Below are 13,863 nucleotides of genomic sequence, written 5' to 3'. Positions count from 1 at the left end.
TGCTTTATTCACACTGATCAGCGATCAATACCAAAAAGAACATTTATATAACCACACACCGAAAGCATAAGTTACATGTTCTGTTTTTGAATTTTAAACGATATATTATAAATAAATATCCGTATTCAAAACCAACAAAAAGCATTTCATAAAAAGATCATACACCTTACATTGTCTGTTGTTTGTAAAAGATTGTCGGTGACAGAAACCAAACGCCGGACATGAAAAAGCCCGGCTTGTTTGCCGGGCTCTTGATGCTTCTGCATAACGAAAAACTATTTTTTGCGATGTTTCATCATCGACATCAAACGCTTTTTCTGTCTCTCTTGAGACAAAGTTAACTTAGAGGACTTATTCTCATACGGGTTTTCACTGCTCTGGAACTGAATCCGGATCGGTGTGCCCATAATCTCTAAAGACTTGCGATAGTAATTCATTAAATAACGTTTGTAAGAGTCTGGCAGCTCATTGACCAAGTTACCGTGAATGACAATGATCGGCGGGTTATAACCACCGGCATGGGCATATTTTAACTTGACGCGTCGACCTCGTACCATCGGTGCCTGATGATCTTCCGTTGCCATTTTCATAATACGCGTCAACACCGATGTGCTCACACGCGTTGTCGCTGATTTGTAGGCCTCTTCAACAGACTCAAACAAATGGCCGACACCTGTACCATGCAATGCTGAAATAAAGTGAATACGGGCAAAATCAACAAATCCCAACCGACGGTCGAGCTCTTTTTTCACGCGATCTTTTACATCAATGTCCAATCCATCCCACTTGTTTACAGCGAGAACAATCGAACGTCCGGCATTCAGGGCAAAACCAAGCAAGCTCAAATCCTGATCAGAGATATTTTCCCGTGCATCGATCAATAGCAATACAACGTTCGCATCTTCAATTGCTTTAAGCGTCTTCACAACCGAGAATTTTTCTACGGTCTCATGAATGCGTTTACGACGCCGCACGCCTGCTGTATCGATCAAGACATATTCACGTTCTTGACGTTGCATCGGAATGTAGATCGAATCGCGGGTGGTTCCGGGCATGTCATAAACGACGACGCGCTCTTCACCCAAAATACGGTTGGTGAGCGTTGACTTGCCGACATTGGGACGACCGATAATTGCCAGCTTGATCGGTTGCTCTTGCAAGCGCTGATACTCAGCTTCCGCATCTTCTTCGGTGTAATCCTGTATGGCAGGTTGTTCAACTGTTTCGATGTCGGTCAGATCTTCGATTTCAGCCTGTGCTTTTAACGATTCAATCGTTGGCGTCAAAACCCGCTCAATCAGCGCACTGACACCTCGTCCGTGGGCTGCCGCAATTTGGAACATCTGCGCCATCCCTAACTGCCAGAATTCAGCGCTGGCAGCATCGGCATCAATGCCATCGACTTTATTTACAACCAGAAATGAAGTCTTTTCAATTTTACGTAAATGCGATGCAATCCCTTCATCTGCTGGCGTTAATCCGGCACGGCCATCGACCATAAATAGCACAACATCGGCTTCTTCAATTGCAGCCAGAGATTGTTGTGCCATTTTGCTTTCGACACCTTCTTCACCACCATCAATACCACCAGTATCAATCACGATGAACTCTTGCTCGCCTACTTTGGCATGACCATACTTACGGTCTCGGGTCAGACCGGGAAAGTCTGCAACCAATGCATCGCGAGTACGGGTTAATCGGTTGAATAATGTAGATTTACCGACATTCGGACGCCCAACCAGCGCAACAACAGGAACCATAACAACCTCTAAATCGTTCAATACTTTGTGTATAACCACATGACGGCGTCCATTCATTTCGATGAATCCAGTCGGTATCACACAAAGCACGACTGCTTGAAAAAGCAGTCTTTCAAAACCACAATAAAATGGCTCCTAACTGTTTCCAGCCAGGAGCCGATTATAAAATTATATCACGAATTCTTAGCGGATCGTCAGTTTCTTCAGATCGCCATTTCGAGTGATCGATAGATAACTATTGTCAGGCAAAGCGATAGGAGAAACAGCAAATCCACTGCTATCAACAAACTGTTGAGCAACAAAATCACCACTATTTCGGTCAATCCAGTAGAGGTAACCTTCGCTATCGCCAACAACAACATAGTTACTGATCACGACGGGGGCGGTTACCAAGCGGTGTTCGAGTTTACTGTTAGTCCACAGTTCTGTTCCACTACGCGCATCAACCGCGACAATATGATCTTCATCCGTCGCGATGAACAGACGGCCACCATCCGTTGCGATATTCTTTGCTGAAGAATAGCTACGTTTCCAGACCGGCTTGCCAGAACGGAGATCAACATCAACCAATTGACCATTATAACCAATGATATAAAGGGAATTGCCGATAACCAGTGGCGATGAATCAACATCCACAAGTCGATCAATTTCTGTTGCCCCTTTCGGTATCCCGATGGGTTGTTGCCAAATCATTTGCCCTCGGGACGTAATCGCAGCAGCCAGACGACCACCGGCCGTTCCCCAGAACACACCGCCAGATACAGCAACCGGTTCACTCACGCCGCGCAATGTCAGGTTTGGTACCTCGGTACTAATCACCCATTGTTCTTTGCCACTGCTTTGATCCAGTGCCGTCAAATTGCCATTGCTGGTATTGATGATCAATAGGTTACTGTCAGTTGTCGGGGGTGCCAGAACTTCACCACCGATGCTCTGCTTCCACTTCAGTTCACCGCTTTTCGCATCCAGCGCGTAAACCATCCCATTTTCACTACCAACATAAATCTGGTTAAATCCAGACTCAATTCCGCCGGCCAAACGAATAGGATCATCCACTTCAAGATCATGATGCCAGAGCTCTTTACCATTTTCCGGATTCAGCGCTTTGACCAAACCATCCCGGTCTGCAACAAAAATGGTGTCATAAGCATACTTCGGCTTGAGTTTTGAGAAATAATGACCGACCCCACTGCCAACGGAAGCATGCCAATCCGAATGTGGCGTAAACTGACTTTTGACGACAGGAACAGGCGCCATGACGACCGATTCTTCTTCTCCGGAACATCCAATCAACCCGCTCGTCATTGCAGCCATTAAACATAAGTTGCCAAACCACTTTTTCATTCACTCACGCCCTTATTTGGCAAGATCATCTAACTTCATTTGTAATGTTTGGCTGGCATCTTCAGCCTGCTGAGCTTCTGTATAGGCAACATAAGCGGCTTCCTTATTGCCCTGACGCAGCGCAATGTCACCTTTCAGCTCAGCAACGCGACCAACCCAGCCTGAGTCGGTAATCTGTTTCAAAGATGCTTCAGCACTTTCATAGTTACCTTGTTCAGCCTGAATCCGGGCAATTCGGTAGTCAATCAACGTATCCAATGCTTTATCATCGGTATGCGCTTTAGCCCACTCAAGCTGAGCAAGTCCTTCATCCAGATGCTTGGCTTCAATTTGAGATTTCGCTAACTGCATGGCGGCCAGCACGGCATAATTACTGTCTGAATGTTGTTCAATGAAATTCTGAACAGTTTTTTCTGCGTCGAGACCTTGCTGAGAAAGTGAATCAACCACATCAGAATACTGATGAGAAGCAGCCACCTGAGCGGCTTTCACTGATGACTGATAATAATTCCAGCCTAGAATCGCAGCTAAACCGACAACGGTGCCGACAATGACGGCTTTGCCATTCTCTTGCCACCAATTCTTAATCGCTTCAACTTGTTGTTCTTCGGTATCGTAGAGTTCCACGTTTTTCCCTCTTTAATTAAGCATCTCAGCTGAACTGCCAACCATCAGCACTTGAAAAAATAAGCCAGTTTTTCAATGATATCTGACTGTAGAACCGTTTCCTGAGTTCCACCATTCAAATCTTTAAAGACAACCATCTGTTGTGCCATTTCATCCTCTCCGAGAACTAACGCAACAGAGGCGCCGACTTTATCGGCCCGCTTAAACTGTTTCTTGAAATTACCACCACCAAAGTGGTTCATAATACGTAGCGTCGGCAATGATTCCCGGACAGACTCGGCCAATTTCATTCCCGCCGATAATGTGCCTTCGCCAGCCGTTACGATATAAACATCGACTTGACGGGCAATATCATCAGTCAGTTCCAATGCTTCAACCATCAGGACCAGACGTTCCAATCCCATCGCGAAACCAACCGCAGATGTCGCTTTGCCGCCCATTTGTTCGACAAGACCATCATAGCGACCACCGCCACAGACCGTGCCCTGAGCCCCGAGACTTTCAGTCACCCATTCAAAAACGGTACGATTATAGTAATCCAGCCCGCGAACTAAACGCTCATTGACCGTGTATTCGATGCCTGCAGCGTCAAGAAGTTCACATAAACCAGCAAAATGAGCACGAGAATCACTATCAAGATATTCAGACAACTTCGGTGCCTCACCCAAAATGGCCTGAATTTCTGGATTTTTGGTGTCCAACACTCGCAGCGGATTGGTATACATCCGACGTTTGCTGTCTTCATCCAACACAGATTCATGCTGCTCCAGGAAGGCAATTAACGCGGTCCGGTATTCAGCACGCGCCTCTGGTGACCCAATTGAATTGAGTTCGAGTTTTACATAGGGTGCGATTCCCAACGCCTGCCACATCCGGGCGGTCATCATGATTAACTCTGCATCAATGTCTGGTCCATCAAGACCAAACACCTCGACACCACACTGATGGAATTGGCGGTATCGTCCTTTCTGAGGTCGCTCATGGCGGAACATCGGCCCCATATACCACAAACGCTGTTCCTGATTATATAACAGACCATTTTGAATGCCGGCTCGGACACAACCAGCCGTACCTTCAGGACGCAAGGTTAGGCTATCACCATTCCGATCTTCGAAAGTGTACATTTCTTTTTCAACCACATCGGTCACTTCACCGATCGCTCGACTGAACAGATGCGTCATTTCAATGATCGGCATACGGATTTCACTATAGCCGTATGCATTGATAACTTGTTTTACTTTGCCCTCAACCTTTTGCCAGAGCGGTGATTGTGTCGGGAGGCAATCATTCATGCCTCGAATTGCTTGAATTGTTTTTGTCACAAGGATTACCGTAAATTCATCATGATATTAATTGTTGTCTTCGACTTGAGTGACTTGAATGCGATTTTGCTGGTCGAGCATTGACGCTTTTGCCCGAATTTTTGCTTCAAGCTGATGAATTAAATCATCATTGTCGAACCGTTCTTTCTGGCGGATCCCATCTTCATAAAATGCACTTTTGCGATTGCTACCCGCAATGCCCAAATGTGAAGCTTCGGCTTCTCCGGGACCATTGACGACACAGCCAATAATCGAGACATCCATTGGTGTAAGGATATCTTCAAGACGCTCTTCCAGTGCATTGACGGTGCCGATGACATCAAACTCTTGACGGGAACAACTCGGACAGGCAATAAAATTGATTCCCCGAGAACGAATCCGCAGAGATTTGAGGATATCAAAACCGACTTTAATTTCTTCGACCGGATTTGCCGCCAACGAAATACGCAACGTATCGCCAATCCCCTCCGCAAGCAACATGCCCAGCCCAACGGATGATTTAACCGCCCCCGCGCGCGCGCCACCGGCTTCGGTGATCCCTAAGTGTAAAGGTTGATCGATTTTCTGAGCCAACAAACGATAAGAATCAACGGCCAGAAAAACATCGGAGGCTTTCACACTCACTTTAAATTGATCAAAATTGAGTCGATCAAGAATATCAACATGACGCATTGCGGATTCCACCAGCGCTTCGGCTGTTGGTTCACCATATTTCTGCTGAATATCTTTTTCTAATGACCCACCATTGACACCAATTCGGATGGGAATGCCTTTATCTCGAGCGCAATCGACAACGGCACGAATTCGCTCTTCACGGCCGATATTCCCCGGGTTGATCCGTAAACAATCGACACCGTATTCAGCAACCTGAAGTGCAATACGGTAATCAAAATGAATATCGGCGATCAAAGGAATCGATACACGCTTCTTAATTTCTCGGAATGCTTCCGCTGCATCCATGGTCGGAACTGAAACCCGAACAATATCTGCACCGACTTTTTCCAGTGAATGGATTTGAGCAACCGTTGCCTCGACATCGGTTGTTCTCGTATTTGTCATCGACTGAACTGCGATGGGAGCACCATCGCCGATAGGAACATCGCCAACGTAGATACGTGTCGAACGGCGACGCTTTATTGGAGACTCATATTGCATATTTTTGTCTAAGGTAAGCTAAATCTGGCTACTTTGCCTGAAGTATACCCAGAAAGGTCAACAGGTTCACCTGCAAATGTCATAGAAACACTTTCCGGAGCCCCTAAAATAACCTTAAATGGTGCTTCTCCCTGAAGCTGAACAGATTGATTCGCTTTCTTCAATCCAATCACTAACGTTTTACCGTTTGTATCAGTGATGCGAACCCAACAATCATTCGCAAAATTCATGGTCAAAGCAGTCAATGCAACTGAAGACTGCGGCTCATCTGCGGGAGGTGTTGCTGAATCGGAAGCAACCGGCTCCGCTGACGCGGTATCGGTTTCATCGGTCACCGCTTCCTGCTCGTCTTGCGAAGGTTGTGCCGATTCAGGTTCAGCGACAGCAGTGTCATCAGCGACGTTTGCTTCTGGCTCTTCTGCAGGTAACGCTGCATTCTCAGTCTTAGATGACTCTTGGGGTGACTGAGTCAAATCTCGCACCGTCGTAAAGCCATCAGTCTTCTTATCTCCCGACGAACCCGCAACTTGATCCTGTTGTGATGATGTCTGGGTCTGAGCTGGAATAAGGGTGTCCTGTTTTTGGTTTTGATACCACCAGACCGATGAAATACCGATCACAATGGCAACAATCCCAACCGTAATCAGATTAATCCGGCTGTTATGCTGCTCTCGAGTCGTTTTTCTTGAAAAGCTGGTCATCAATAAGTCAGGGGCAGTCACACCACAGTAATGCTCATACGCTGTGAGTATTTCCGGCTCATCAATTCCAACCAGTTTGGCATAAGAACGAACATAACCTCTTGTAAATGTTGATACCTTGTCGATATCAAAATTATTTTCCTCAAGCGATTGTATAATCGTCAGACGTAGCCGAAGCTTGTCCGCGATCTGCTTTTGAGTCAGCCCGAGAGACTCGCGCTTCTGTTTAAGAAGTGTGCCGGGGCCTATCTGGTTATCTTCTTCTTTTACTATTTCTGATTCTGTCATCACGTAGCGTCTATCTCTTGTCTCTTTGCTGTAACTCTATAATAAGCATAGCGCTTTATTGATTTTAGTTCTTTTGGGATAGCTTATTTCCGTTCCAGCACAAAATAAAGTTCATCTTAGCGTCAATATTATCAATAACTCAAATAATTTTGATACACACAATCGTCATTCTAAAGGATATTAAAACTGAAACAACAATGAATTAAGGAAGAAGACTCGGTCAAATCTAAGTTTTTCGGAAAATTGACACAAAAGAGGGCTAAACACTGAGTGATACAGGCAAGAAGACGACTTTTATCAACTCATCGCACTTCTTGAACAGAGATAAAATATACGCTCAAAAAGCACCAATAAAGGAAGTTAAACATATAAAATGGAGGAGATTTCGACACGGGACCGTTTTAATCATAAAAAATAAACACCCGCGTCAGAGAAAGCTATATGCAACCGAAATTATTGAACCGCTTTAATCGGAATTGCATTTTCCTGCTCAGTCAATAACCGAGTCCGTTTGGTCCGATCAATGACATCTCCGACAAGCTGGCCGCAAGCTGCGTCAATATCATCCCCACGCGTTTTACGAACCGTTACGGTGTATTCATGTCCCATTAAGGTCTTCATGAATCGATCAATACGGGAGTTGCTTGGTTTCCGATATGGCGATCCCGGATAAGGATTGAATGGGATCAGGTTTATCTTACATGGCGTATCTTTCATTAATTCCGCCAGTTCGTGAGCGTGTTCCGTCCCGTCATTGACATGATCAAGCAGGATATATTCAACCGTTACTTTGCCACGGTTCGCATTTGACGAGGCGATATAACGACGTACAGAGGACAGAAAATCCTGAATATCCCACCGATCATTAATCGGCATGATTTCACTGCGCAGTTTATCATTCGGTGCATGAAGAGAGATCGCCAACGCAACATCAATCCGTCCGGTCATCTGTTCCAGTCCGGAAACAACACCAGATGTAGACACAGTCACTCGACGCTTGGATAACCCGAATCCTAAGTCATCCAGCATAATCTCCAATGCAGGAAGCAGGTTTTTCATGTTGAGTAAGGGTTCACCCATGCCCATCATCACAACGTTAGTGATAGGACGTCGGCCAGTCTCTTTTTCCATACCGATTTCACGTGCAGCACGCCAGACTTGCCCAATAATTTCGGAAACGCGTAAATTACGGTTGAATCCTTGTTGTGCTGTAGAACAGAACTTACATTCCAGTGCACAACCAACTTGAGATGACACACATAATGTGGCCCGATCATCTTCCGGGATATAAACGGTCTCGACATCTTGGTCACCAACCCGCATCGCCCATTTGATCGTACCATCCGATGAATGCTGAGCTTCTGAAACCAGTGGCGCTTTAATTTCACAGCGATTTTTCAGTTTCTCTCTCAGCTTTTTGTTAATGTTGGTCATCAGTTCAAAGTCATCACAACCAAAGTGATAAATCCACTTCATGATTTGATCAGCACGAAACGCTTTCTCGTTCAGCTCTTCAGTGAAAAACTGACGCAAAGCTGTACGATCAAAATCAAGCAGATTAATTTTTTGTGTGGTCATGGTGCCTCTCAGAAAAGCCGTACATCAAATTCAGGGCGCGAATTGTACAGCCTTTGAGCACTGACAACAAGCCCTGTGAATAAGTAACAAAACCCCGCTTTAAGCGGGGTTTTTCAACTGCATCTTTCAATGATAACAACGTTCAATTATGACTGAGATACTCTTGGACAGATTTCTGAATCAGGGAAGAAAAAAGCGATTTCCCGGGCAGCAGAATCTTCACTATCACTACCATGAACAGAATTCAGACGCATGCTCAGTGCGTAATCTGCGCGCAGCGTGCCGCAAGCAGCTTCTTCCGGGTTGGTTTTTCCCATCAGCTCACGGTAGCGAGCAATGGCATTTTCACCCTCAAGTACCTGTACCATGATGGGTCCGGAAATCATAAACTCTCTGAGCGGCTCAAAAAATGGTTTGCCTTGATGCTCAGCGTAGAAACCACTCGCCTGCTCTTCAGTCAGATGTACCATCTTCGCCGCAATAATCTGCAATCCGGCTTTTTCAATACGATGATAAATTTCACCAATCAGATTACGCTCTACAGCATCGGGTTTAATGATAGAAAACGTTCTCTCTAATGCCATAAAATTGTCCTTTCTTTCTCTATTGTTATTCAAATATCAAGATCTGAATTTTATTTTAGTCAGTCAATAAACGAGCCAAAGTACGAATGCCAATCCCCGTTGCACCCGCAGCCCACTTATCCGTGGCTGATTTACGGTAAGTCGCGGCACAATCGAAATGTAACCAACCTTTGCGGTAATCTTCAACAAAATGCGACAAAAATGCAGCTGCGGTACTGGCACCCGGCGTATAGTCAGAAGCGCTGATATTTGATAGATCGGCAAAACTAGAAGACAACATGTCACGATGGAATGACTCCAGTGGCAGCGGCCATAAACGTTCATCTTCCATTTTCGCAACGGAAAGTGCCTGATGACTTAAACTTTCGTCAAAACTCATCAGTGCATGGTAGTCAACACCCAATGCCGTCTTCGCCGCACCGGTCAGCGTTGCACAGTCAATAATCATCTCTGGGTTTTGTTCACTCGCATAGATCAGACCATCGGCCAACACTAAACGCCCTTCCGCATCGGTGTTCATGATTTCAACCGTTTTACCATTCTTATAGGTAATCACATCGCCCAACTTCAGTGCGCGTCCGGACACCATATTTTCCGCACAGCACAGAATCAGTTTCACCCGTTTATTCAGACCGCGTAACATCGCTAGTCCTAAACCACTGGTAGCCAACGCAGCACCACCCATATCCGATTTCATTGATGACATGAAGTTCGATGGTTTCAGGCTATAACCACCCGAATCAAATGTAATACCTTTGCCGACCAGACAGGCATACACGGGGGCATTCTCATCACCCGTTGGATTGAAATCCAATTGCAGCATCGCTGAAGTCCGTTCAGAGCCGCGCCCGACAGCAAAAATGCCTGCCCAACCATCAGAAAGTAAATCTTTATCTTTGACGATACGATAAGAAACCGAGTCAGGCGCGAGAGACTTCACAAATTCAGCAGCCATCGTTGCCAACTGTCGAGGGGCAACCTCTTCCGCACTCTTATTAATGACATCTCTTGCCCAGTCAGATGTTTTGATCCGAGCCTCTAGTTCTCGCTGATCATCTTCAGCAAGCGCTTCCCATGTCAATGTGTTTAATTTTTTCGGATCACGATATCCTTGATAAAAAGCCCAAATTCGCTCTAAATCCCAATCACTACCAATTAATGAAATATTACGTAAACTTTGCCCATCCATTTTTCGGGCAGCTTTCTGAATCGTTGCGAGCGGGGTAGATGATGGATCGATATGAATGGTCACACCGGATTCGGAATAAGAAACTGTCGCCGTCTCTCCCCACTGTTCAGGGGCTTTCTCTTGGCTAATTGATACTGACATATTTACAGACATGGCCTCTCCTTGTCTTTTTTCACTTTTTGCCACTTATTTTTTCCTAGTTCACTCAGACAATTTACCATTATATCTGGCAAACATGTCAAATTGATAAAAAGCGGACCTGTAAAGATCCGCTTTTGACGAGATTTATTTTACAAACACTCTGAATGCAAGGATGGCAACCTAATCGACTTCGTCCATCCAACACAGAATAATTGCTTCCAGAATTTTTTCATTCGAATGATTTGGCTCATCATCAAAATCATCCAAATCCATGACCCATTGATGTAAATCGGTAAAGCGTACACTTTTCGGGTCAACATCAGGATAAAGGTCGCATAGTTCGATAGCAATATCCCGTGAATCAATCCACTTCATCATTCGTTCCTATCAGATACGGAGCAACGGCAAAATCAATGCTCTTCCGCTGCATGGTTCAATGTATATTTAGGGATTTCAATGACCAGATCTTCATCGGTCACTTTCGCCTGGCACCCCAGACGAGACTCTGGCTCAAGCCCCCAAGCCTTATCCAGCATATCGTCTTCCAGCTCATCACTTTCATCCAGTGAATCAAACCCTTCCCGAACGATAACATGGCAAGTTGTACACGCACATGACTTCTCACACGCGTGCTCAATCTCAATCCCATTTTTCAACGCCACATCAAGAACCGTTTCTCCGGCTTCTGCCTCAAGGACAGCACCTTCGGGACATAGATCTTCATGAGGTAAAACAATAATCTTTGGCATGTTTGTATCTCAACTACTTAATATCATCTACAGACTGACCAGCTAGTGCTTCACGAATTGATTTATCCATACGGCGTGAAGCAAATGGCTGACTCACTTTATCAATATCTTTAATGCCCTGTTCAATCGCATTGGCATCATCACCATTTCTCAAAGCAATCAGCATTTCAATCGCTCTTAAGAGCGTTGCTTTTTCTTGCTCATCCAATAGTTCATCACCATCAGCCTGCATTGCTGCAATTAATCCTTCGATCACACGGTCAGCTTCAACGCGCTGTTCCATCAGCGCCCGGATCTGCATGTCTTCGGCTGCATGAGCCATTGAATCTCTGAGCATCGAGGCAACTTCGTCTTCACTTAAACCATAAGACGGTTTCACCTGAATCTCTGCCTGAACCCCCGTACTTTTTTCCATGGCGGTTACAGAAAGCAAACCATCGGCATCAACTTGATAAGTCACTCGGATGTGTGCAGCTCCGGCCGTCATCGGTGGGATCCCTTTTAAAGAGAAACGCGCCAAAGAGCGACAATCAGCAACCATCTCCCGCTCTCCCTGCACCGTATGAACCATCATTGCAGTTTGACCATCTTTAAACGTCGTGAACTCTTGTGCCCGGGCAACCGGAATCGTTGTATTACGCGGGATAATTTTTTCCACTAATCCACCCATGGTTTCAATGCCCAACGATAGTGGAATAACATCTAACAACAACATTTCCGAATCCGGTTTATTACCAGCTAAAATATCAGCTTGCGTTGCTGCACCAATTGCCACGACTTCATCGGGATTAATACTGGTCAGCGGTTCACGACCAAAGAATTCACCGACCATTTCCCGGACGAATGGCGTTCGGGTCGAACCACCGACCATCACCACTTCGATCACTTCGTCCGCATCGACCTCGGCATCTTTCAATGCACGGCGACATGACATCAGCGTCTTTTTCACCAACGGTTGAATCAGCGCTTCAAACTGTTCACGGCTCAATTGTCCATGCCAGCCAAGCACCGAAATATCAACTGATTCAGCGTCCGACAAATCTACTTTTGCCTGTGATGCAGCATCTAACAATGTGCGATACTCTTCAGCATTGAGCGTCTGTTCAATGCCGATACATTCTTTGAGATGTTCTGCGATCAGATGATCAAAATCATCTCCACCAAGGGCAGAATCACCACCGGTTGCCAGAACTTCAAACACCCCTTTTGACAAACGCAAAATAGAGATATCAAAGGTTCCGCCACCAAGGTCATAAACCGCAATCACCCCTTCACGTCCCGAATCAAGACCATAAGCAATCGCGGCAGCGGTTGGTTCATTCAACAAACGTAACACATGGAGTCCGGCTAACAGTGCCGCTTCTTTCGTTCCTGCACGCTGAGCATCATCAAAATAAGCAGGCACGGTAATGACCACACCCGCTAATTCGCCACCCAGTGATTGTTCTGCACGACGCGCCAAGGTTCTGAGAATATCGGCAGACACCTGAATCGGGTTTTTATCCCCATGCTTTGTTTGGATGACAGGCAAGCCATTCTGGCTCGATTTAAACAGATAAGGTAAATGAGGATAACGTTGTTGAACGTCATGCAGTGAACGACCGATCAGTCGTTTCACGGAAATTACTGTATTTTCAGGATCTTGTTGCGCTTTTTTTCGGGCATCAACACCAACGATGACCGCATCTCGGTCATAGTTCACCACCGAAGGAACAATCGCCCATCCATTTTGATCGGGGAGCGTTTCAGCCGTACCACTGCGGACCGAAGCCACCAGTGAGTTTGTTGTACCTAAATCAATGCCTGCAGCCAGCTTGTGTTGATGAGGTGTCGCACTCTGACCAGGCTCAGCGATTTGCAGTAATGCCATAGGGCTTTCCTTTGTTCTGAACTAGCCGAGAAGTTTCTCTTCGGCGCGTTCGATTTCATTTCTTAGTTTGGCAATAAATTTGAGCTTTCGGACGATATCTGCAGCCGATTCCCAATGGGATTGCGCCAGTTGTTCTTTCAGGGTCGTCAATTGTATTTTGTACATTTTGCTGACTTTCCCTTCGAAATCGATCAGTTGTTCCTGAGCGTCTGCCGCACTTTCAAGCATTTCCAACTCCTCACGTAACAACATCTGTTCCATCAGGAATTCAGGATCCTGCATGGTCTGTTGTTCACCCCGAAGTTCAATGCCATGGAGCATTAAAAGATACTCAGCTCGACGAATTTCATTTTTCAGAGTCTGGTAAGCATCATTAATCTCTGAAGCTTTCTGGACCGCGACTAAACGCTCACGCTCTGACGCAGTGGCAAAGTTATCTGGGTGAAAAGTCTTTTGCAACTCTCGGTACTGAGAAGAAAGAAGGCTACCATCCAGATCAAACTGAGTTGGTAGCCCAAATAATTCAAAATAATTCATGTTCATATCAGTCCTGAT

The 13,863-nt window shown here is 45.6% G+C and carries 13 protein-coding genes; all 13 read right to left on the bottom strand.

Annotated features, from left to right (window positions below; all coding sequences use genetic code 11):
- Positions 1-275: 275 nt before the first annotated feature.
- Positions 276-1,760, bottom strand: a complete 1,485-nt coding sequence (gene der / locus MKS89_RS03500) for a ribosome biogenesis GTPase Der (RefSeq protein ID WP_072962747.1) — start codon at positions 1,758-1,760, stop codon at positions 276-278.
- Between the two features lie 183 nt (positions 1,761-1,943).
- Positions 1,944-3,104, bottom strand: a complete 1,161-nt coding sequence (gene bamB / locus MKS89_RS03495) for an outer membrane protein assembly factor BamB (RefSeq protein WP_072962644.1) — start codon at positions 3,102-3,104, stop codon at positions 1,944-1,946.
- A 12-nt stretch (positions 3,105-3,116) separates the two neighbouring features.
- Positions 3,117-3,731 carry a YfgM family protein gene (locus MKS89_RS03490; protein ID WP_072962647.1) on the bottom strand — a complete coding sequence of 205 codons (615 nt, stop codon included), beginning with the start codon at positions 3,729-3,731 and terminating at the stop codon, positions 3,117-3,119.
- Between the two features lie 44 nt (positions 3,732-3,775).
- Positions 3,776-5,053 carry a histidine--tRNA ligase gene (hisS, locus tag MKS89_RS03485; RefSeq protein WP_072962649.1) on the bottom strand — a complete coding sequence of 426 codons (1,278 nt, stop codon included), beginning with the start codon at positions 5,051-5,053 and terminating at the stop codon, positions 3,776-3,778.
- A 27-nt stretch (positions 5,054-5,080) separates the two neighbouring features.
- Complete coding sequence (ispG, locus tag MKS89_RS03480) at positions 5,081-6,208, bottom strand: flavodoxin-dependent (E)-4-hydroxy-3-methylbut-2-enyl-diphosphate synthase (protein WP_072962652.1); 1,128 nt, start codon at positions 6,206-6,208, stop codon at positions 5,081-5,083.
- A gap of 8 nt (positions 6,209-6,216) precedes the next feature.
- Positions 6,217-7,197, bottom strand: coding sequence for a cytoskeleton protein RodZ (gene rodZ / locus MKS89_RS03475; protein ID WP_072962653.1), 981 nt, complete (start codon positions 7,195-7,197; stop codon positions 6,217-6,219).
- A 453-nt stretch (positions 7,198-7,650) separates the two neighbouring features.
- Positions 7,651-8,775, bottom strand: a complete 1,125-nt coding sequence (gene rlmN, locus MKS89_RS03470) for a dual-specificity RNA methyltransferase RlmN (RefSeq protein WP_072962656.1) — start codon at positions 8,773-8,775, stop codon at positions 7,651-7,653.
- A 146-nt stretch (positions 8,776-8,921) separates the two neighbouring features.
- Positions 8,922-9,359, bottom strand: coding sequence for a nucleoside-diphosphate kinase (gene ndk / locus MKS89_RS03465; RefSeq protein WP_072962659.1), 438 nt, complete (start codon positions 9,357-9,359; stop codon positions 8,922-8,924).
- Positions 9,360-9,414: 55 nt separating this feature from the next.
- Positions 9,415-10,701 (bottom strand): aminopeptidase PepB, encoded by a 1,287-nt coding sequence (gene pepB, locus MKS89_RS03460; protein WP_072962660.1) that lies wholly within the window; start codon positions 10,699-10,701, stop codon positions 9,415-9,417.
- A 168-nt stretch (positions 10,702-10,869) separates the two neighbouring features.
- A complete protein-coding gene (gene iscX, locus MKS89_RS03455) occupies positions 10,870-11,064 on the bottom strand; it encodes a Fe-S cluster assembly protein IscX (RefSeq protein ID WP_072962663.1) in 195 nt (64 codons plus the stop codon).
- Positions 11,065-11,099: 35 nt separating this feature from the next.
- Complete coding sequence (fdx, locus tag MKS89_RS03450) at positions 11,100-11,438, bottom strand: ISC system 2Fe-2S type ferredoxin (protein ID WP_072962666.1); 339 nt, start codon at positions 11,436-11,438, stop codon at positions 11,100-11,102.
- A 13-nt stretch (positions 11,439-11,451) separates the two neighbouring features.
- Entirely contained in the window at positions 11,452-13,308 is a 1,857-nt protein-coding gene (hscA, locus tag MKS89_RS03445) for a Fe-S protein assembly chaperone HscA (RefSeq protein WP_072962669.1), read from the bottom strand.
- 21 nt (positions 13,309-13,329) lie between these two features.
- Positions 13,330-13,845 (bottom strand): co-chaperone HscB, encoded by a 516-nt coding sequence (hscB, locus tag MKS89_RS03440; protein ID WP_072962676.1) that lies wholly within the window; start codon positions 13,843-13,845, stop codon positions 13,330-13,332.
- Positions 13,846-13,863 lie beyond the last annotated feature (18 nt).

Source organism: Vibrio gazogenes (genome assembly GCF_023920225.1).
Lineage (GTDB): Bacteria > Pseudomonadota > Gammaproteobacteria > Enterobacterales > Vibrionaceae > Vibrio > Vibrio gazogenes.
Note: the sequence above shows the minus strand (reverse complement) of the source record. Positions and strands in the feature narration are given on the sequence as shown.